The following is a 19,885-nucleotide window of genomic DNA, read 5'->3' on the forward strand; positions in this document are numbered from 1 at the left end:
CAAATAAGCCCCTGGCTTCACCGGAGACGGATCATGCAGAACCTGGCCTTTGCCCTCGTCGACAGCACCTTCGAACCCTTTCGTGCCGGTGAGTTGGTGGTCAAACCGGCCACGGAAAACTGGGAAAAACAGGCGTACTTCGCCTTGCGCCGCTCGGTGTTTTCCGAGGAACAGCAGCTGTTACCTCAGGACAAGGACCACCACGATTTTCAGGCCATTGCCATTGTTGCCCTGGCTGGCAGTTGCGGCATGGCCGATCAGGTAGTCGGTGCGGTGCGCATTTATCAACCGGAAAACGGCCTCTGGTTCGGCGGGCGGTTGTGCGTGGCCCAGGCCTATCGTCGGCACAGCATGATCGGAAAGGCACTGGTCAACGAAGCGGTTTCGCGGGCGAAAGAATTGGGCTGCGAGGTGTTTCGCGCCACCGTGCAGGCGCCGAACCAGGCGTATTTCCACGGCCTGCACTGGCAAACCCTGGAGCACCTCGACCTGCTCGGCCAACCCCATTGCCTGATGCAGGCGGACCTGGCGAGTTATCCGCTGATGCCGCGTCAGGTCTCTTTACGCGCCCTGAAGAAGGTGGCTCGCCATGACTGACTCCGTGGATCTGGATGGCCTGTTGCAGACCCTGCGCAATACCCCGGCGATGCGCTCCAAACAGGCGATTCAGCAGCCTGCGCGGGCCTTGGTCGACGGCCCTCAACAGCCGCAAAAACAGCTGACCCGCGCCGAGCTGTACGCGTTGCCGGGCGACGACACGGCGGCGATTGCCTGTGGCGAGCATTTTCAATTGCTGGCGATCGAGGGCATGCTGCCGGGCTTCGTCAAGGCCGCGCCGTGGTTCGCCGGTTGGTCGGCGGTAATGGCCAATGTCAGCGACATCACCGCCATGGGTGGGCGTGCGACCGCGGTGGTCAACGCCTATTGGCACCACGACGATGCCGCGGCGCAGGAAATCCTCGCTGGCATGCGCGCCGCCTGTGAAGCCTACGGCCTGATGCTGGCGGGGGGGCACACCAGTCTGGCCGCGCACAACCCCACCGCGCTGGCAGTGGCGATCACTGGTATCGCCAGCCGCTTGCTGTCGACCCTGCACGTCAAACCGGGACAGATCATCGCCATGGCGGTGGATCTGGAAGGCTATTGGCACGCTGACAGCACCTACTGGAAAGCCTTCGAAGGCGTACCCGCCGAGCGTCTGCGCAGCAAGCTTGAAGTACTGCCACGCCTGGCCGAAGCCGAGTTGCTGCACGCGGCCAAGGACATCAGCAATGCCGGGGTGTTGGGCAGTCTGTTGATGCTGCTGGAGACCACTGGCTGCGGCGGCGATATTGATCTGCGCCAGCTGCCGTGCCCGGTCGAAGGCGAGGCCGGTTTCGATTGGGCCCGCTGGCTGCAAGTGTTCCCCAGCTACGGTTTTCTCATGACCCTTGATGAGGCCGACTGGCCCAACGTACAGGCCGCGTTCGCCTTTGAAGGGTTGCGTTGCGAGCGCATCGGCCGGGTCAACGACAGCGGCGAACTCAGCGTGCAGCATGGCCTGCAACGGCGCACTTTCTGGAACCTCGGCGAGCAGCCGTTCACCGGCTTCAGCTACCCGCATCTCGACCTTTCCCCTTTGTCCGTCCACAAGGAGCACTGACATGCCCGCCGTGAATTTCCGCATCCGCTGGCCCAACGGCAAAGAAGCCGTCGGTTACTCGCCTTCCACGGTGATCTACGAGCATCTGCAGGAGGGCAAGCGCTACCCGCTTGCCGACTTTCTGCAACGCATTGAAGGGGGGCTGACCAACGCGTCCGAGCGGGTCAAGCAGGTCAAGGGGTTCTATTGCAGCTCGGCGATGGACACCCTCAGCGCACTCAAAGGCCAGGCGCATTATCAAGAGCAGGGCGAGGTGGAAGTCCTGAGCATGCGCACCGAAGGCGGCGGCCGGGTGACCGGGGCGGGGTGGAGTTCTTTTTGATTCAACACGATTCCTCTGTGGGGGCGAATTCATTCGCGAGAGGCCGGTACAGACGAGAGAGATGTGCCGGTTGTACGCCCGCATCGCGAATGAATTCGCTCCCACAGAGAGACCGCGATTCTGCCGGACACCATATGAACGTCCGTTCGTTTCTTTCCATCATTTTCTGCATCTGGAGACCCGACATGCCCAGTTCCATCACCCCCATCAAGACTCCCCACCACAGCGTTATCGTCGTCGGTGGCGGACAGGCCGGGTTGTCGGCCAGTTATTACCTGCAACAGCAGGGCGTCGATCATCTTGTGCTGGAAAAACACAGCCTGACCCACGCCTGGCGCAATCAGCGTTGGGATGCGTTCAGCCTGGTCACGCCGAACTGGCAATGCGCATTGCCGGGCTATCGCTACAGCGAAGAACACGGCGGCAGCGATCCTCACGGCTTCATGAAAAAGGATGAAATCAACGCCTACCTGGCCGGCTTCGTCAAAGCGGTCAATGCCCCGGTGCGGGAGGGTGTGACTGTCAAGCGGGTGGTGCCACGTGCGTCGGGGGGCTTCGAGGTACACACCTCCCAGGGCAACTTCACAGCCGATCAGGTGATCTGCGCCTCGGGTGGTTATCACACGCCGATCATCCCGCGTCTGGCCGAGCGCCTGCCCACGAGCATCATCCAGATTCACTCCGAGCAATACCGCAACCCCCAGGCGCTTCCCGCAGGCAACGTGCTGGTGGTCGGCTCCGGGCAGTCCGGCGCGCAGATTGCCGAAGACCTGCACCTGGCCGGGCGCAAGGTGTACCTGGCCGTGGGCGATGCTCCGCGTTGTGCGCGTTTTTATCGCGGCAAGGACGTGGTCGATTGGCTGGCCGAGATGGGCTACTACCAGATCGGCGTCGACACCCATCCGCTGCGCGAGGGCGTGCGCGACAACACCAACCACTACGTCACCGGGCGCGATGGCGGACGCGACATCGACCTGCGCAAATTCGCTGTGGAAGGTATGCAATTGTTCGGGCGTCTCGAAGGGCTGCACGGCGATACGTTGCAATTCGCCGACAATCTGAGCGCCAGCCTGGACAGCGCCGATGCGGTTTACAACCGGATCAATGGCTCCATCGACAAGTACATCGCCGAGCAGGGTATTGATGCCCCGATTGGCGAGCGCTACCAGCCGGTATGGGTGCCAGAGCAGGAGCGGCGTGAGCTGAATCTGCTGGAACAGGGTATTACCAGCATCATCTGGTGCATCGGTTTTACCCCGGATTTCACCTGGGTCGAAGCGCCGGTGTTCAACGGCCGAGGGCATCCGGGGCATGTGCGCGGGGTGACCGCGCAGGACGGGCTGTATTTCCTCGGGCTGCCCTGGCTGTACACCTGGGGTTCGGGGCGGTTCTCCGGGGTGGCGAGGGATGCACAGTATGTGGTGGAGCATATCGTCGGCGCGACGGCGGGGCACAAAGTCGCAGCCCGCTAGTGAATTCTCCTTCCTGTAGCAGGGCGGCTTGCCGGCGGTGGCGCACTATCGCCAACGCCGCAAGCCGGGCTGCTACAGGCCACGGCCTAACCAAATGATTTAGCCCGGATGCCATGCCGCTCATCAGGCAACTGCACTGATCAACCTTGACGATTAAATGTAACGAGACAATACTTCGCCCAGATTCATATAGATGACTACATAACCACAATAGCGAAGCGCCGCCATGAACCGCCTTTCCAGTGATGTTCGCCTGCCGCTTTACCAACGTTTGCGTGATCAATTGGCTGAGCAAATCGCCAATAACCGCTGGCGCCCGGGTGAGGCCATACCTACCGAAGCTGCATTGTCCAGTGAGTATTGCCTGTCCACCGGCACCGTGCGCAAAGCCATCGACATGTTGGTCAACGAGAATGTTCTTGAGCGTCAGCAGGGGCGGGGCACGTTCGTTCGGCGTCCGCAGTTCCAGTCTTCGTTGTTCCGCTTTTTCCGCTTCCAGAGTGCTTCCGGCGAACGTCAGGTGCCCGAGAGCCGCATCCTCTCAATCGAACCGGTGAACGCGCCATCCGCCGTTTCCCAGGCCTTGGGTCTGCCGCTGGATGCTCCGGTGATCCGCATGATTCGCCTGCGTCTGCTCGATGCGCAGCCAGTGCTCGCAGAGGAGATCTGGCTGCCGCAGGTGCAATTTCAGACGTTGCTGGAAACTGATCTCAGCCGACATGGCCCGTTGCTTTATCCGATCTACGAAGAGCTGTGCGGCCAGGTCGTCGCTTACGCTGAAGAAACGCTCACGGCCGAAGCGATCAACGACGTGCATGGCCGGCTGTTGCAGCTTCCGCCAGGCAGCCCAGTGGTGGTGATCGAGCGCCTGGCACGCAACTACGCAGGTCAGCCGCTGGAGTGGCGCCGCTCCCGTGGGCATGCGAGCCATTTTCGCTACAGCGTGGATATTCGATAACACATACCGGGCTTCACCACGGATCGAACTGTGGGAGCGAATCCATTCGCGAGAGACCAGGGGGGCAATACATTTGTGTCGCCTGGAAGATCTTTCGCGAATGAATTCGCCCCCACAGGAATGTCGTTCGCTACAGGGATTTGCATCAGGCCAGTCATCAAGAACGGGCTCCACAACAACTGCCGCATCACACGTATAAGGACAAAAACCATGTTCAACTGGTATCGCCACGTCACGCCCCGGGAGCGCAAAACCTTCTGGGCCTGCTTCGGCGGATGGTCGCTGGACGCCCTCGAAGTCCAGATGTTCGGTCTGGCCATTCCCGCACTGATCGCTGCCTTTGCCTTGAGCAAGGGCGACGCTGGGCTGATCAGCGGTGTGACCCTCATCACTTCGGCACTGGGTGGCTGGGTCGGCGGCACGTTGTCGGACCGTTACGGTCGCGTGCGCACCCTGCAATGGATGATTCTCTGGTTTTCCCTCTTCACCTTTCTTTCCGCATTCGTCACAGGCTTCAACACGCTGCTGATCGTCAAGGCGCTGCAAGGCTTTGGTATCGGTGGCGAGTGGGCCGCCGGCGCGGTGCTGATGGCCGAATCCATCAACCCCAAATACCGCGGCAAAGTCATGGGCACGGTGCAAAGCGCCTGGGCCGTGGGCTGGGGCGTGGCAGTGGGGGTGTTTGCGCTGATCTACTCGTTCGTGCCCGCAGATATCGCCTGGCGCGTGATGTTCCTGGTGGGTCTGCTGCCAGCGCTGCTGATCATCTGGGTGCGTCGCAACGTGGAAGAGCCGGACAGCTTCCAGCGCCTGCAGAAAGACCGGGCCATCCCGCAGAACTTCTTCAAGTCCCTGGCCGGTATTTTCCGTCCTGAACTGATTCGCGTGACCCTGCTTGGCGGGTTGCTGGGCCTGGGTGCTCATGGCGGCTACCACGCGGTGATGACCTGGCTGCCCACCTTCCTCAAAACCGAGCGCAACCTGTCGGTGCTCAACTCCGGTGGCTACCTGGCCGTGATCATCGTCGCTTTCTGGTGTGGCTGTGTGGCCAGTGGCTTTTTGATCGACCGCATCGGTCGTCGCATGAACATCGTGCTGTTCGCCCTGTGCTGTGTCATCACCGTGCAGTGCTACGTGTTCCTGCCGCTGACCAACACCGAAATGCTGTTCCTGGGTTTCCCGCTGGGCTTCTTCGCCGCCGGCATTCCAGCCAGCCTCGGCGCGCTGTTCAACGAGCTGTACCCGGCTGACGTGCGCGGGGCAGGGGTGGGCTTCTGCTACAACTTCGGCCGCGTTCTGTCTTCGGTATTCCCGTTTCTGGTGGGCCACATGAGCGAGTCGATGTCGCTGGGTTCGGCCATCGGCATCGACGCCGGCATCGCCTATGGCGTGGCCGTGATCGCCGCGCTGTGCCTGCCGGAAACCCGTGGTCGCAGTTTGGAAGCCAGCGCTGCCGCCGCCCAGGGTTCGACCTCGCGCAACGAGACCGCCAGCGCCTGATGTTCCTTCTTGCGCGGTGGCTCGGCTTTAAACGCCGGGCACCGCGCATTTCCTTCGATAGATGAGACCCATGTCCGATACCTTTCCCGCCTCGATTATTGGCATCGACGGCCACGCACACGTATTCAGCAGGGAGCTGGATCTGACATCGGCAAGACGCTATTCACCCGACTACGACGCCACTCTGACGACGTATCAACACAAGCTGCACGGCCACGGCCTGAGCCACGGCGTGCTGGTACAACCGAGCTTTCTCGGCACCGATAACAGCTATCTGCTCGATGCGCTGCGGCAAGCACCCACGCAACTGCGCGGTGTGGTAGTGGTCGATCGCGACATCAGCCGCGCAGCGCTGGACGAGATGGATCGTCTCGGCGTGGTCGGTATTCGCCTGAACCTGATGGGCAAGGCCTTGCCGGATTTTTCCGAGCCGCAGTGGAAGGTCCTGTTCGGCCATATCACCGAGCTGGGCTGGCATGTGGAACTGCATCGTCACGTCGCGGATATTCCGGCACTGGTTCGTGGGCTGCTGCCGTTCGGCTTGAAAATCGTGATCGATCATTTCGGTCGACCCGATGCGCGACTGGGGCTGGATCAGCCCGGCTTTCGCGACATGCTTGAACTGGGCCTCGGCGGTCAGTTGTGGATGAAGGTGTCGGGCATCTATCGCCTGGAGGGCAGCGAACAGGAAAATCTCGACTTCGCCCGCGCCGCGTTGGCGCTGCTGATGCAGAGTTTTGGCCCGCAGCGCCTGGTATGGGGCAGCGACTGGCCGCATACCCAGCACGAGGACCGGATCAGCTATGGCGCAGTGGTCGAGCAATTGCAGGCGTTGGGATGCTCCCCTCAGACCATGCGCTCGCTGCTGATCGAAGCGCCCCAGGTGTTGTTCGATTTTTCGCGGGTTGAGGCCTGACGCGGACGTCAGGGCATCTCGTCGCGCCGCGATCGTTGTAGGTCCGGCTTGCTGGCGCACCGGGTGTGTCAGTCACTGTCCATGTTTCTGGCACGCTGCGTCGCCAGCAAGCCGGTTCCTACAATTAATATCTGGCACGCAGCAGGGTTTGTGGCGGACCTCTGGGTTACGGCATCTTCCACGCGTCCAGTTTGTCGGCTCAGTCCGATTTCCACCCGCCACCCAACGCCACCACTAACCCCACGCTGGCCTGCAATCGGCTGGTGTCCACCCCTTGCAATCGCCTCTGCGCCTGCAGGGCGGTGGTCTGGGCAGTGACCACATCCAGGTAATTCACCGCCCCCGCTTCATAGCTGCTGGTTGCCATACGCTCGGCGCTCTGCGCGGCGTCGACGGCGGCTTGCTGGTCCTGTGACTCCTGCTGCAAATCGCGCAATTGCCCGAGGTTGTCTTCGACTTCGCGCACAGCTTTCAGCACCTGACTGTGGTATTGCGCAGCGGCTTCCTCGAACTCGGCCCTGGCCTGGCGCTCGTTGGCGCTGCGGCGTCCGCCGTCGAAGATCGGCAGGTTGACCAGCGGCCCCAGGGCCCAATATCGATTGGCGGCGGCGAGCAGATTACCGCTGCCCTGAGTCTGTCCGCCGAGCAGGCCGGTCAGGCTGAAATCCGGGTACCAGGCGGCCTTTGCCACGCCGATATTAGCGTTGGCCGCGAATACCCGACGTTCGGCCGCGGCGATGTCCGGACGCTGCTGCAGCAGGCTGCCGGGCAGGGCTTGCGGGATGGTCGGAAGCTTCAGCGGCTCGGCGTCGTGGATCAAGGCAAACTCGCTGGGCAGCACGCCCACCAGCTCGGCGATGGCGTGTTCGCTGAGGTTGCTCTGGGCTTTCACGTCATCCAGTTGCGCCTGGGCTTCGGCCAGTTGGCTCTGGGCGCGGGTCAGGTCCAGTTCCGAGGCGATCTTGCCCTCGTAGCGATCACGGGTCAGTTGCAAGGCCTGGGTGTAATCGTCCAGCGAACTTTTGAGAATCCGACTCTGCGCATCCAGGCCTCTGGCTTGCACGTATAGCGTCGCCAGCTGGCGTTGCAAGCTCAGGCGCGCCACCGCCAGGTCATCCGCCGAAGCCTGGGCCTGGGCGTCACCGGCAGCGACCTGGTTGCGAATCTTGCCCCACAGGTCCGGGTCGAAATTCAAGCTGAAACCGGCAGTGTCGCTGTTGTACAACGATGGCTGAGTATCGCCGCGCAACGGCCGGCGATCCGACTGCCGCTGTCGCAACGGCGCAATGCTGGCGTTGATTTGCGCAAACAGCCCGGCATGCAGCTGGCTGGCATAGGCCTGCGACGCGTCGTAATGGGCGAGGGCCGCGGCGAGATCGGGGTTGGCCTCGAGCAGTCGCTGCTGCAGGTCATCGAGTTGCTTGTCCTGAAACACTTGCCACCATTGCGTCTGCGACTGATCGGCCGGTTGCGCCGGGTGCCATGGACCGGCGTCCTCTTTGTAATGCTCTGGCAGCGGCACGCTTGGCGCGTGATAGGTCGGCGCCAGCGAACAACCCTGCAGTGTCAGGGCGCCGGCGATGACCAGCGCCAGGGCCAGACCTTCAAGCCTTGGGCGCATGCGCACCTCCAGCGTCGGCCAGTTGCACAGGGTCGTTCTCGCGCAGGGCATCGGGCGGGTTGTCGATCACTTTGTCCGAGGCTTGCAGCCCTTGATCGATCACCAGCCGATCGCCGAGATCCATCGCGATATGAATGTCGCGCAGATGCACGTGCCCGGCCGTGTCCATGGTCGCCACCTGCGTGCCTTTGGCACGGAAGATCAATGCGCTGGCGGGAATACTCACGCCATGGCTACCGGCTGCGATCGGCAACGTAGCATCGGCATAGTCACCGGGGAGCAGGGCGCCGCCCGGATTGTCGGCGACGAATTGTGCCAGCAGGGTGCCGGAGCGCGGATCGACCGCCGTGGAGTCGCCCATCAGGGTGGCCTTGTAGATCTGCGCGGGGTGTTCGGGCACGGTCAGTCGCACCTGCATGCCGGGCCGGATCACGCTGGCGTAGTTCTGCGGGACCGGCACGTACAGTCGCAGCCGGTGGGTGTCGGCGATGCTGAACAGCGGAGTGCCGCCACCGTCATCGGCCTTGATCAACTGGCCGATATCAGTGTTGCGTGCGGTGATGGTGCCGCTGAATGGCGCGCGGATGGTCTTGTACGCGGCGAGGTCGGTCAGGCGCTGATAGTCCGCCGCAGCGGCCTGCACATCAGCCTTTGCGGCGGTGGCGGCAGAGATTTTTTCGTCCACTTCCTGTTGCGATACCGAATGCGTGGCCAGCAGGTGTTGCCAGCGTTCGGCGGTGGTTTCGGCGATGCGTGCCTGGGCCTGCTGCTGGGCCAGGTGAGCGCGGGTCTGCGCCAATTGCTGATCCAGTTCCGGACTGTCGATATGCGCGAGTACCTGACCGGCCTGCACCTGGGTACCGATGTCGGCGGTCCAGTCTTTCAGGTAGCCGCTGACTCGGGCATTGATCGAGGCTTTGCTCCAGGCATCGAGACGTGCGGGCAATTGCAAGGTATCGCCTTGGGCGTTCTGTGACGGCGAGACCACGGTGACCACCGGCACTGACTGGCTTTCGGTCCAGGCGGCGACGGCGTGGGCATGGCGGGTGCGCGCAGCCAGACCGTTGGCGACCAGCAGCGCCGCCAGGGTCAGACCACCGACGCCGGCGAGCATCAGGCGTTTGCGCGAAGGGGCGTTTTCAGACGACATCGGGTCTTTCTCCATCAAGAGCGCTGGTGGCATGCGGGTTTAGAGAGCGGGATTGCGAATGGCGATGCACGAGGCTGAACACCACCGGGACGAACAACAGCGTGGCGGTGGTGGCCAGGATCAGCCCGCCGATGACGGCGCGGCCCAGCGGCGCGTTCTGCTCCTGGGAAACGGCCAGCGGCAGCATGCCGATGATCATTGCCAGGGCAGTCATGCACACCGGGCGGAAACGGGTGTAACCGGCTTCCAGCGCGGCGAGCAGGGCGTCACCATGTTCGGCCAGGCGTTCGCGACAGAAGCTCACCACCAGGATCGAGTTGGCGGTGGCGACCCCCGTGCACAGAATCGCCCCGGTCAGCGCCGGCACCGACAACGACGTGCCGCTGAGAAACAGCATCCAGACGATCCCGGCCAAGGCCGCGGGTAATGCCGTAATAATCACGAATGGATCGGTCCAGGACTGGAAGTTGACCACGATCAGCAGGTAGATCAGCACCACCGCGCCAAGCAGACCCAGGCTCAAACCGCTGAAGGCTTCGTGCAACGCGTCGATCTGACCATGCAAACTGACCACCGCGCCTTTGGGCCGCAGATGGGCCGTGTCGTCGATGATCTTCTGCACGTCTTTCGCCACGCCGCCCAGGTCGCGCCCTTGCACGTTGGCGTACAGATCCAGCGTCGGCTGAATGTTGTAGTGGGTGACCACGGCCGGGCTGTCGACCCGCTTGATAGTCGCCAGCCCGCCGAGAATCTGCGACTGGCCATCGCTGCCGGTGATCGGCAAGGCTTCAAGGGTTGGCAGGCTGTCCAGACGGTACTGTGGAGTGGCGGCGACCACCGCATAGGACACGCCGTTTTTCGGGTTCAGCCAGTAAGTCGGTGCCACTTGCGAGGTCCCAGCCAGCGAGGCGCCAAGGCTGGAAGTCACGTCTTTTTCGGTGATCCCCAGCTGCTTGGCGCGCAGCCGATCGACGTTCACTTGCAGCGACGGATAACCGGTGGACTGCTGGATGCGCAGATCGGCGATGCCCGGAATGTGCTGCAACCGACGTTGCAGTTCCAGGGTATAGGCGCGGTTGGCTTCACCACTGGGCCCGGAGACTTTCAGGTCCAATGGAGCGGGGGCGCCGAAATTGAGAATCTGGCTACTGATGTCCGCAGGCATGAAGGCGAACTGGCTGCCGGGAAAGCTTTGCGGCAGGGCTTCACGCAAGCGTTTGACGTAGTCGGCGGTGGGCGCATGGCCTTTCCTGAGCGTGACTTGGATATCGCCATCCTGCGGGCCGATGGTGCCGCTGCTGCTGTAGGCCATGTCGATGCCGCTGAGCGGGATGCCGATGTTGTCGATCACCGTATCCAGCTCATCGGCCGGGATGATTTCGCGAATGCGTTGCTCGATGCGGTCGAAGTCAGCGGCGCTTTCTTCGATCCGCGTGCCCAGCGGCAGACGCACATGCATCGACAGCGCGCCTGAGTCGGTGGCCGGGAAGAAGTCCTCGCCCAGACTCGGCAGCAGGGCAAAGCTGGCGAGCACACAAGCAAGAAAGCCGAGCAGGAACATCTTGCGCCGTTTCAATGCCAGTCCCAGCAAGCCGTGATACACATCGCGAATCGCCGAAAAGTGTTTCTCGAAACCTTGCTGAAAGCCCAGCGCTGCGCGCAGCAGCACGTTGCGCTGACGACCATGCCGGTCGCCTTCGTGATGATTGATGAATGCATCTTCCGGGTGATGGCCGGGGCCGGATTCCAGCACATGGGGCTTGAGCAGAAACATCGCCAGGGTCGGCACCAGGGTGCGCGACAGCAGGAACGAACTGCCCATGGCGAAGATCACCGCCAGCGCCATCGGCCGAAACAGGTAACCGGCGATGCCCTGCAACATGAACATCGGCACGAACACGATGCAGATACACAACAGCGAAACGAACGCGGGGCCTACGATCTGGCGTGCGCCGTCCATGATCGCATTCTGCACCGCCTTGCCTTGTTCCAGATGCCAGTTGATGTTCTCGATGGTCACCGTGGCGTCGTCCACCAGAATCCCCACCGCCAGCGCCAGGCCGCCGAGGGTCATGACGTTGAGTGTCTGACCGCTGAGCGAGAGCAGGGCGATGGCCGACAACACGGCCAGCGGAATCGATGCGGCGATGATCACGGTCGAACGCCAGCTGCCGAGAAACAGCAGAATCATCACGCTGGTCAGCAAGGCGGCGATGATGCCCTCCCGCGCCACGCTGCCTACCGATTCCTTGACGAACACCGAGGCATCACCCAGCAGTGAGGTCTTCAACTCCGGCGGCAGGGTTTCGTTGATTAGTGGCAGCATGTTACGGATGTCATCGACGATCGACAGGGTCGAGATATTGCCGTTCTTCAATGCCGGCATCAGCACCGCGCGACGGCCATCGACGCGTACGATGTTGGTCTGCGGCGGGGCGCCGTCACGCACATGGGCCACCTGGCCGATGGTAATCAGCGCACCGTCGACAGTCTTGATTGGCAGATCGTTGAGTTCGTCGATGGCCCGCGGGCTGTTGTTCAGCAGTACCGTGTATTCATCGGTGCCCATCTTCGCCGTGCCCACGGGAATGATCTGATTGCCTGCCGCCAGCGCATTGCCGACATCCTGCGCCGAGAGACCCTTTGCAGCCAGCGCCTGCGGGTCGAGGTCGAGGGTGATCTGGCGCTGCTTGCCACCCATCGGCGTTGGCATCGCCAGCCCCGGCACGGCGCTGAGGGGCAGACGAATGCTGTTCTGCACCAGATCGCGAATCCGCGCTTCGGACAGGGTCGGGCTGGAAAAGGCCATTTGCAGGATCGGCACCGTTGAGGCGCTGTAGTTGAGGATCAGCGGTGGCGTGATACCGGCTGGCATCTGCTTTAGCACGGTTTGGGAAACCGCGGTCACTTGGGCGTTGGCGGTACGGATATCCACTCCCGGCTGGAAGAAGATCTTGACGATCCCCATGCCTGGCAGCGACTGCGATTCGATGTGTTCGATGTCGTTGACCGTGGTGCTGAGCGAACGCTCGTAGGTGTAGATCACGCGACCGGCCATGGCGTCCGGCGACAGCCCGGCGTACTGCCAGACCACCGCGACCACCGGAATACCGATGTCGGGGAACACGTCAGTGGGCGTCTTGACCGCCGCCATGGGGCCGACAATACAGATGAAAATCGCCAACACGATGAACGTGTACGGCTTGAGCAATGCAGTCTTGACCAGCCCGAGCATGCCGGAAACCTCCCATTTCGAATCAGCGCAGTCTTGGGGCGGGTACCTAACAGGCAGCTTTCGGCCAGATGAACAAAACGTTAGTCCGGCGCACAAGGAGCTTTCATCGGGCATTCATTTGTTGTTCATGCGGGCCGCGCGCAGCCTTCTTCCATCGAAATTCACCCTGCGCTACAGGGACTTTTTCAACTGTTGAGGGTCGTGTGATGAAAGCCAAGTCGTTAATGCTGGTTCCTGTGTTGAGTCTGATTGCACTGTTGTCGGCTTGCGCGGAGCCGATGCCCAAGGCTGATCCGAGCGAGGCATGGATCGGTTTGCAGGAGGAACCTTCGGGGGTATTGATGGCAGAGGATCTGGATGGAAAGCGTTTGAATGACGGGCGTTATTTCGATGTGAAGCCCGGGACGCACAAGCTGGATGTGGATCTGATTGTCGAGCGCAATGGCGATGACGGGCAGATGAATTGTGAGGCGGGGATCAGCTTCGATCAGTTCAAGGCGGGTGAGCGTTACACATTGGTTGAGGCGAGTCTGGGTGAGGAGTACCGGGTCAAGCTCGAGGATTCTCATGGGCATCAGATTGGACGTAGCAAGGACTTTAGCTGCATGCCGGGGTGATGTGCGCGCTCGCAACATCTCGGTATGCCGCTGGACTCCTACACGGGATTCATGCGCGCTCGCAGAATTTCATTACGCCGCTGGACGTGTAGGCCCCGGTTTGCTGGCGAACCTCGCGTGTCAGCCACGGATGTGTCGTCGGACCCATCGTATTCGCCAGCAAGCCGGCTCCTACACCGGGTTCGTGCGCGCTCGCAGAATTTCATTACGCCGCTGGACGTGTAGGCCCCGGCTTGCTGGCGAACCCGGCGTGTCAGCCAGGGATGTGTCGTCGGCCCCATCGCATTCGCCAGCGAGCCGGCTCCTACACCGGGTTCGTGCGCGCTCGCAGAATTTCATTACGCCGCTGGACGTGTAGGCCCCGGCTTGCTGGCGAACCCCGCGTGTCAGCCAGGGGATGTGTCGTCGGCCCCATCGCATTCGCCAGCAAGCCGGACTGCCACTCGGGATCGGGAATGCTTCATACATAGCCTGTCGAGGGCTGGGCTTTTTCGTTTCAACCCAATGCCAGTACCTGCCGGCACTCCAGCACCAGGCTCGCACCCCCGGAAGGGCTGTTGCCGATGCGCAGTTTGAAGCCGTGCAGGTTGACGATCGCGGCCACGATGGACAGGCCCAGACCGAAGCCGCTTTGCTGATTGCCGGTTTCGCTGCGGTAGAAGCGTTTGAATACCGCCTCGCGTTCGGCGTCGGGGATGCCGGGGCCGGTGTCCTGGACTTCGATGAAGGTCGTGTCGCCTTCTGCGCGAGCAATCATCAGGACCTGGCCCCCCGCCGGAGTGAATTTGATCGAATTACTCAGCAGGTTCGACAAGGCTTCGAACAGTAATGCCCTGTCGCCCACCAGAGGCGGCAGGTTTTCCGCCACTTTCAGGTGCAGCGACACGCCACCTTCTTCTGCCAGCGGTAAATAGAAGTCATACAGCTCATGCAGTAGCGGCACGGGGTTGAGCTGCCCGAATGCCGAGCGGCGCTGATGATCCTCCAGTTCGGAAATCCGCAGCAGCCCGCGGAAACGCGCCATCAGAGTGTCGGCATCGGCGATCACCTGCGCCATCTGCTCGCCTTGGGGCGAGTCCTCCGGGGACTGCTGCTGAATGCGGTACAGCTGCGCCCGCAGACGGGTCAAGGGTGTGCGCAGGTCGTGGGCGATGTTGTCGCAGACGCCTTTGACCTCGTTCATCAGCCGCTCGATGCGGTCGAGCATGGCGTTGACGATGTCGGCCAGCATGTCCAGCTCATCGCGTCGATCGGAGACGGGCAGCCGTCGCGTCAGATCGCCGGTGACGATGGCCTCGGCACTGGCCTGGATCGCGCCGATGCGCCTGAGCGGCCGGCGACGCAGCAGGTGCCAGCCCGCAGCGCCGGGGATGATGGTCAGCGAGATCCCCCACAATAACGCGCGCAGAATCAACGTGGTCACGGCGAACAGCGAACCATTGTCGCGCACCAGAATCAGCCAGCGGTTGTCGAGCGTATGGATCGCCACCGCATCACAACTGGCGCGCGGCAGATCGGGGTCGTCGGAATCGACGCAGGTATCCAGTTCCTGGATTTCCCCGGTCAGTTTGAGCCCGTCGGGAATTTCGTGGACCGGCCCGCTGATCGGTTTCAGGTCCTCGTCGAACAGGCCGTAGGCGTCGACGGTGCGGATGTCGAACTTGTCGCTGGTGCGCAAGGCGTCGTCCAGCTGCGCGCCCTGGAAGCGCGAAAACAGCTGCTGACGCTGCATAAGCGAGTGGCGGGCGAGGTTATTCAGGTAGCTGGTGACTTCCCAGTACAACACCCCCATGAGGATGCTGCTCCAGGCCACGAAAAGGAAACTGTAAAGCGCCAGCAGACGGCTGCTGGAAGAACGCCAGCCCTTAGACGGGTTCGGCAATGACATAACCTGAGCCTCGAACGGTACGTATCAGCGGCGTCAGGGTAGGGGGATCGATTTTCTTGCGCAAGCGACCAATGTGTACATCGATGAGATTGGTTCCGGGGTCGAAGTGATAACCCCAGACTTCCTCGAAGATCATCATGCGGGTGATGATCTGCCCGCTGTTGCGCATCAGGAATTCCAGCAGTTTGTATTCGGTCGGCAACAGGTTCAACGGCTGGTTGGCGCGGCTGGCTTCGCGGGTGATCAGGTTCAGTTCCAAGTCGGCAACCTTGAGCATGGTTTCGGCCTGAGTGACCGGGTTGCTGCGCCGCAAGAGGACCTCGACCCGGGCGGCCATTTCGTCGGACGCGAAAGGCTTGGAGAGGTAATCGTCACCCCCGGCGCGCAGGCCGCGAACGCGTTCGTCGACGTCGGACAGGGCACTGATCATCAGGATCGGTGTGGCAATTCCCAGGGCGCGCATGGTGGTGACAATCGCCAGGCCGTCGACTTCGGGCAGCATGCGGTCGAGGGTGATCAGGTCGTAATCGCCGCTGACGGCACGCACCAGACCTTCGCGACCATTGTCGACCCAGTCCACGTTGAGGCCATGACTGCTTAGTTCGGCGACGATTTCCTTGGCGGTGACTGCATCGTCTTCGATTGTCAGAATTCGGGTCATTGGATTGCCTGAACCACGTAGTGACTGAAGGCTGTATTTTGCCTTTAAACGTAGTGGGTATTTCTTAAAAATAATTTAAGAAGGGGTGTTTGCCCTTTATTTCGCAAACGCGATATGACCCGTGGGAGCGAATTCATTCGCGAGGCGTCGGTATATCCGACAGGTATGTATCGGATGCTACCGGCCTTTGGCGAATGTACTCGCTCCTACAGGTGGTTCATTGCTCCGCGGGCTCGGCGTCAGCCTTGCGGTCGTTATCCGGGCGATGCTTTTTCTTTGGATCCTGCGCTGGAGCGCCGCCTTCACTGCGAATCTGTGCATGGCTGATCAGCGCGAAGATAAAGCTGCCACCGATGATATTCCCGGCCAGGGTCGGCCCGGCGAATACCAGCCAAAAGTCTTTCCATGGCAGCTCGCCGGCGAACACCAGATACGAAACCTCCGCCGAGCCGACCACGATGTGGGTGAAATCCCCGAGCGCCATCAGGTAAGTGATCATCAGGATGATCCACATTTTGGCGTTTTCCATGGACGGGATCATCCACACCATGGTGGCGATCATCCAGCCTGAGACGATGCCCTTGGCGAACATCTGAGGGGTGCTGTTTTCCATGACCTTGCGCCCTATGTCGAGAAAGGCCTCGTCGGTCTTGGTGTCGAAGATCGGCAAATGCAGCATGACGTAAGCCACCAGAAGCGTGCCGCATAGATTGCCCACCAGCACCACGGTCCACAGCCGCAGCAGCCGTCCGAAGTTGTTCAGCGTTGGCTTGCTCATCACCGGCAGCACGGCAGTCAGGGTGTTTTCGGTGAACAGCTGCTGGCGCGCGAGAATCACTGCCAGAAAGCCCACGCTGTAGCCCACGCTGGCGATCACCTTGAACGCTTCGCCGTCGGGCAGCCGGGAATTGAGCAGCCCCATGGCCATCAGCGACAGGCCCATGGTCAGCCCGGCGGCCAATGCCGACCAGAACAGCGCAGCGACATTGCGCTCCAGTTCCTGATCGCCTTGCATGCGGATGGTCTCGTGCAGCACGGCAGCGCGGGGCGGCTGATTCTCATCGATATCGCGTTCTTCCTCGGGCGTCAGGCCCGGGGTCTTGCCGTCTTGTTCAGTGTCCATGTTTTTCCTTTGGCTTTTCTGGGGTGGACGGTCAGGTTTTTTTGCTTTTGTCTGCTGCGCCGTGCTGATGGTTGAGACACAATCGCTTCCCCGTCGTTCGCCCGCGCGCGACGGCCTTTTCATTGACCCCGGAGACCCCGCCGTGCCTCTTCAAATACGTGACGCCACCCGCGCCGATGCCGCCGTGATACTGGGCTTTATTACCGAGCTTGCGATCTATGAAAAAGCCGAGCATGAGGTCAAGGCCAGCGTCGCTGATATCGAGCGCAGCCTGTTCGACGAGGCGTCACCGGCCAAGGCGTTGATCTGCCTGTTGGACGATCAGCCCATCGGCTTTGCCGTGTATTTCCTCAGCTATTCCACTTGGCAGGGCCGCAAGGGGCTGTATCTGGAAGACCTGTTCGTCTCGGCCACGCAGCGCGGTATCGGTGCGGGCAAACAGCTGCTGCGCCACCTGGCGAAAATCGCCCACGACACCGGGTGCGGCCGTTTCGAATGGAGCGTGCTGGACTGGAACCAACCAGCGATCGATTTCTACAAGTCGATCGGAGCCGAGCCGCAGGATGAGTGGGTGCGGTATCGGATGGAGGGGGAGGGGTTGAAGCGGTTTGCATTGGGACAGGATTGATCAGGTGATGCACGTCATCCTGTGGAAGTGAGCTCGCTCACGAAGGGGCCAGTATGTCCGCATTGAATATAAGTGAGCCTTCGTGAGCAAGCTCACTCCCACAGGTTTTCGCTGGCAAGGCTATCGCGTGAAGACGACAGATATACGGCGTTCAGACCGTTAGTTCAGCGCTGTCGATTCGAACGACACCCGCCGCCTGAAAATCCCTCCACGCCTTATCCAGCGATCCACCCAGATCGATCGCCTTGCACGCATCGGCGATCACCCAGGTATTGAACCCCGCCGCCCGCGCATCCAGCGCCGACCAGGCGACGCAGAAATCCAGCGCCAGGCCGGCCACGAACAGGCTGTCGATGCCGCGCTCTTTCAGATACCCGGCCAGGCCAGTCTGGGTCGTGCGGTCGGCCTCGACGAACGCAGAATAGCTGTCGATCCCGGCATTGCAGCCCTTGCGCAGAATCAGTTGGGCATGAGCAAGATCCAGATCGGCATGCAACTCGGCGCCGCGAGTGCCCTGAATGCAGTGGTCCGGCCATAGCGTCTGGGGGCCGTAAGGCAGGGTGATGCTGTCGAACGGATCACGTCCTGCATGGCTTGAGGCGAAGGAAATATGCTCGGCGGGATGCCAGTCCTGAGTGATCACTACATTGCGAAACCGCGCGCCAAGGCGGTTGAGCAACGGCACCAGCCCATCACCCTCGGCCACCGCCAGCGCGCCGCCGGGCATGAAATCGTATTGCATGTCGATGACCAGCAGAGCGGAGCGCGGGTCTGACGGGAGGCGGGAGAGGGGCGTGTTCATCATCGGCGTCCTTGATGAAGTCTGTGAAACGGTGGAAACCCTAACTGGCAAATACAAGATCTGTAATGGCATGACTTGCGGGCGGCGGCTTCATTAACGCTACCGCCGGCAAGCCATGTGGCTACAGGGGCCAGGCGCCGTTACGCAAACACCCGAATCGGCGCGCCCGCATGCCATGCCTGGATATCCTCGATCATCTGGCTGAAGAACATCCTGTAGTTGTTCTCCGTGACATAGCCCACATGGGGCGTTGCCAGCAGATTGGGCAAGGTGCGGAATGGATGATCGGCGGGCAAAGGCTCGACGCTGTATACGTCCAGTGCCGCACCGGCGATCTTGTTCTGCTTGAGCACCTCGATCAGCGCCTCTTCATCGACAATCGGGCCGCGGGCGGTGTTGACCAGATAGGCTGTGGGTTTCATTCGGTTCAGTGACTCGGCGTCCACCAGTCCGCGACTGCGCTCGCTGAGCACCAGGTTGACTGAAATGATGTCCGACTGTTCGAACAGCGCTTGCTTGCTGACGTAGGTTACGCCGTGTTCGGCGGCGCGTTCGGCGGTGAGGTTTTCGCTCCAGGCGATGACCTTCATGTCGAAGGCCTGCGCGTAGCGGGCGACCTTCTGGCCAATGCTGCCCAGACCGACAATGCCCAGCGTCTTGCCATGCAGATCGCCGCCGATTCCCACCTGCCAGTTGCCAGCACGCAACGAGTTGGCTTCATCGACGATATTGCGCGTGACGCCCATGATCAGCGCCCAGGTCAGCTCGGGGGCTGCATATTTGTAGCTTTCGGTGCCAACCACGGTGATGCCCAGACGCGCAGCGGCCTTGAGGTCCAGGGCAGCGTTGCGCATGCCTCCGCTCACCAGCAATTTGAGGCTGGGCAGTTGGCTGAGCAGGGCGTCGTCGAAGATCGTGCGCTCGCGCATCACGCAGATCACGTCGAAGTCTTTCAGGCGAGCGACCATCGTCGCGGTGTCGGCGGGGTAATCGTGAAGGAAACTGACTTCGCCAATCGGGTCGAGGACAGTCCAGTCCACCACATCCTCGGCAACGGACTGCCAGTCATCGAGTACGGCAATTCTCAGCGCAGCACCTTGGGTCATTCGGTTAGGCCTCATTCAAAGGAGCACATTGGATTTGTGGCGCTAACAGTACGCCTGCCTCTTGCCGAGTGAAACCCTGGAAGGGCGCTGTTAAAGATTCATCCCTGCTTTGAATAATGCGGGGACCTCCTGTGGGAGCGAATTCATTCGCAAGGCGCCCATACAGTCGCCCCGTTTTCCTAGTCCGAAGGACCTATCGCGAATGAGTTCGCTCCCACAGGGAAAATGTACCCGGCAGGTGCCA

Annotated in this window: 17 protein-coding genes; 9 read left to right on the forward strand and 8 right to left on the reverse strand. The window is 61.5% G+C overall.

The features are described 5' to 3' along the window. The first annotated feature begins 33 nt into the window (after positions 1-33). From ACRER8_RS03990 to ACRER8_RS04020, 7 genes are all read left to right on the forward strand, one after another. A complete protein-coding gene (locus tag ACRER8_RS03990) occupies positions 34-597 on the forward strand; it encodes an MSMEG_0567/Sll0786 family nitrogen starvation N-acetyltransferase (RefSeq protein WP_431745053.1) in 564 nt (187 codons plus the stop codon). Further along, positions 590-1,642, forward strand: a complete 1,053-nt coding sequence (locus ACRER8_RS03995; RefSeq protein WP_431745054.1) for a sll0787 family AIR synthase-like protein — start codon at positions 590-592, stop codon at positions 1,640-1,642. The genes ACRER8_RS03990 and ACRER8_RS03995 overlap by 8 nt, the downstream gene beginning before the upstream one ends. Position 1,643: 1 nt before the next feature. Next, positions 1,644-1,964: an MSMEG_0570 family nitrogen starvation response protein gene (locus ACRER8_RS04000; RefSeq protein WP_431745055.1), complete on the forward strand. Its 321-nt coding sequence runs from the start codon at positions 1,644-1,646 to the stop codon at positions 1,962-1,964. A gap of 185 nt (positions 1,965-2,149) precedes the next feature. Continuing rightward, the gene (locus tag ACRER8_RS04005) at positions 2,150-3,436 is read left to right on the forward strand and encodes an MSMEG_0569 family flavin-dependent oxidoreductase (protein ID WP_431745056.1); all 1,287 of its coding nucleotides are present in this window, start codon (positions 2,150-2,152) and stop codon (positions 3,434-3,436) included. A gap of 226 nt (positions 3,437-3,662) precedes the next feature. Continuing rightward, entirely contained in the window at positions 3,663-4,394 is a 732-nt protein-coding gene (locus ACRER8_RS04010) for a GntR family transcriptional regulator (RefSeq protein WP_431745057.1), read from the forward strand. Positions 4,395-4,604: 210 nt separating this feature from the next. Further along, positions 4,605-5,894, forward strand: a complete 1,290-nt coding sequence (locus ACRER8_RS04015) for an MFS transporter (protein ID WP_431745058.1) — start codon at positions 4,605-4,607, stop codon at positions 5,892-5,894. Positions 5,895-5,964: 70 nt separating this feature from the next. Then, positions 5,965-6,810 (forward strand): amidohydrolase family protein, encoded by an 846-nt coding sequence (locus tag ACRER8_RS04020; protein WP_431745059.1) that lies wholly within the window; start codon positions 5,965-5,967, stop codon positions 6,808-6,810. Between the two features lie 199 nt (positions 6,811-7,009). Here the strand turns inward: ACRER8_RS04020 and ACRER8_RS04025 are convergent, their stop codons facing one another. From ACRER8_RS04025 to ACRER8_RS04035, 3 genes are read right to left on the reverse strand one after another with little or no spacing between them, the layout of a single operon-like run. Continuing rightward, entirely contained in the window at positions 7,010-8,431 is a 1,422-nt protein-coding gene (locus ACRER8_RS04025; RefSeq protein WP_431745060.1) for an efflux transporter outer membrane subunit, read from the reverse strand. Further along, positions 8,415-9,581, reverse strand: coding sequence for an efflux RND transporter periplasmic adaptor subunit (locus tag ACRER8_RS04030; protein ID WP_431745061.1), 1,167 nt, complete (start codon positions 9,579-9,581; stop codon positions 8,415-8,417). The genes ACRER8_RS04025 and ACRER8_RS04030 overlap by 17 nt, the downstream gene beginning before the upstream one ends. Continuing rightward, entirely contained in the window at positions 9,571-12,816 is a 3,246-nt protein-coding gene (locus ACRER8_RS04035) for an efflux RND transporter permease subunit (RefSeq protein ID WP_431745062.1), read from the reverse strand. The genes ACRER8_RS04030 and ACRER8_RS04035 overlap by 11 nt, the downstream gene beginning before the upstream one ends. A gap of 206 nt (positions 12,817-13,022) precedes the next feature. Here ACRER8_RS04035 and ACRER8_RS04040 point away from each other — a divergent pair, with 206 nt between their 5' ends. Beyond that, entirely contained in the window at positions 13,023-13,433 is a 411-nt protein-coding gene (locus ACRER8_RS04040) for a hypothetical protein (RefSeq protein ID WP_431745063.1), read from the forward strand. 496 nt (positions 13,434-13,929) lie between these two features. Here ACRER8_RS04040 and ACRER8_RS04045 read toward each other — a convergent pair whose 3' ends face one another. The 3 genes from ACRER8_RS04045 to ACRER8_RS04055 form a co-directional block, all read right to left on the reverse strand. Continuing rightward, positions 13,930-15,321, reverse strand: coding sequence for a sensor histidine kinase (locus tag ACRER8_RS04045; RefSeq protein WP_431745064.1), 1,392 nt, complete (start codon positions 15,319-15,321; stop codon positions 13,930-13,932). Continuing rightward, positions 15,299-15,982, reverse strand: a complete 684-nt coding sequence (locus ACRER8_RS04050; RefSeq protein ID WP_431745065.1) for a response regulator transcription factor — start codon at positions 15,980-15,982, stop codon at positions 15,299-15,301. The genes ACRER8_RS04045 and ACRER8_RS04050 overlap by 23 nt, the downstream gene beginning before the upstream one ends. A 217-nt stretch (positions 15,983-16,199) precedes the next feature. Next, positions 16,200-17,105, reverse strand: coding sequence for a formate/nitrite transporter family protein (locus tag ACRER8_RS04055; protein WP_431745066.1), 906 nt, complete (start codon positions 17,103-17,105; stop codon positions 16,200-16,202). A 142-nt stretch (positions 17,106-17,247) separates the two neighbouring features. On the opposite strand from ACRER8_RS04055, the gene ACRER8_RS04060 reads away from it, so the two are divergent. Next, on the forward strand, positions 17,248-17,733 hold the full coding sequence (locus tag ACRER8_RS04060; protein ID WP_431745067.1) for an N-acetyltransferase family protein: 486 nt from the start codon (positions 17,248-17,250) through the stop codon (positions 17,731-17,733). 151 nt (positions 17,734-17,884) lie between these two features. Here ACRER8_RS04060 and pncA read toward each other — a convergent pair whose 3' ends face one another. Both pncA and ACRER8_RS04070 read right to left on the reverse strand, forming a co-directional pair. Next, complete coding sequence (gene pncA, locus ACRER8_RS04065) at positions 17,885-18,535, reverse strand: bifunctional nicotinamidase/pyrazinamidase (protein ID WP_431745068.1); 651 nt, start codon at positions 18,533-18,535, stop codon at positions 17,885-17,887. Positions 18,536-18,675: 140 nt separating this feature from the next. Then, positions 18,676-19,641, reverse strand: coding sequence for a D-2-hydroxyacid dehydrogenase family protein (locus tag ACRER8_RS04070; RefSeq protein WP_431745069.1), 966 nt, complete (start codon positions 19,639-19,641; stop codon positions 18,676-18,678). Positions 19,642-19,885: the final 244 nt, after the last annotated feature.

This window comes from Pseudomonas sp., assembly GCF_050739935.1.
Classification (GTDB): domain Bacteria; phylum Pseudomonadota; class Gammaproteobacteria; order Pseudomonadales; family Pseudomonadaceae; genus Aquipseudomonas.

Coding starts and splice junctions, on each gene's coding strand:
- ACRER8_RS03990 (WP_431745053.1), top strand. CDS start 34: ATGCAGAACCTGGCCTTTGCCCTCGTCGACAGCACCTTCGAACCCTTT.
- ACRER8_RS03995 (WP_431745054.1), top strand. CDS start 590: ATGACTGACTCCGTGGATCTGGATGGCCTGTTGCAGACCCTGCGCAAT.
- ACRER8_RS04000 (WP_431745055.1), top strand. CDS start 1,644: ATGCCCGCCGTGAATTTCCGCATCCGCTGGCCCAACGGCAAAGAAGCC.
- ACRER8_RS04005 (WP_431745056.1), top strand. CDS start 2,150: ATGCCCAGTTCCATCACCCCCATCAAGACTCCCCACCACAGCGTTATC.
- ACRER8_RS04010 (WP_431745057.1), top strand. CDS start 3,663: ATGAACCGCCTTTCCAGTGATGTTCGCCTGCCGCTTTACCAACGTTTG.
- ACRER8_RS04015 (WP_431745058.1), top strand. CDS start 4,605: ATGTTCAACTGGTATCGCCACGTCACGCCCCGGGAGCGCAAAACCTTC.
- ACRER8_RS04020 (WP_431745059.1), top strand. CDS start 5,965: ATGTCCGATACCTTTCCCGCCTCGATTATTGGCATCGACGGCCACGCA.
- ACRER8_RS04025 (WP_431745060.1), bottom strand. CDS start 8,431: ATGCGCCCAAGGCTTGAAGGTCTGGCCCTGGCGCTGGTCATCGCCGGC.
- ACRER8_RS04030 (WP_431745061.1), bottom strand. CDS start 9,581: ATGTCGTCTGAAAACGCCCCTTCGCGCAAACGCCTGATGCTCGCCGGC.
- ACRER8_RS04035 (WP_431745062.1), bottom strand. CDS start 12,816: ATGCTCGGGCTGGTCAAGACTGCATTGCTCAAGCCGTACACGTTCATC.
- ACRER8_RS04040 (WP_431745063.1), top strand. CDS start 13,023: ATGAAAGCCAAGTCGTTAATGCTGGTTCCTGTGTTGAGTCTGATTGCA.
- ACRER8_RS04045 (WP_431745064.1), bottom strand. CDS start 15,321: ATGTCATTGCCGAACCCGTCTAAGGGCTGGCGTTCTTCCAGCAGCCGT.
- ACRER8_RS04050 (WP_431745065.1), bottom strand. CDS start 15,982: ATGACCCGAATTCTGACAATCGAAGACGATGCAGTCACCGCCAAGGAA.
- ACRER8_RS04055 (WP_431745066.1), bottom strand. CDS start 17,105: ATGGACACTGAACAAGACGGCAAGACCCCGGGCCTGACGCCCGAGGAA.
- pncA (WP_431745068.1), bottom strand. CDS start 18,535: ATGAACACGCCCCTCTCCCGCCTCCCGTCAGACCCGCGCTCCGCTCTG.
- ACRER8_RS04070 (WP_431745069.1), bottom strand. CDS start 19,641: ATGACCCAAGGTGCTGCGCTGAGAATTGCCGTACTCGATGACTGGCAG.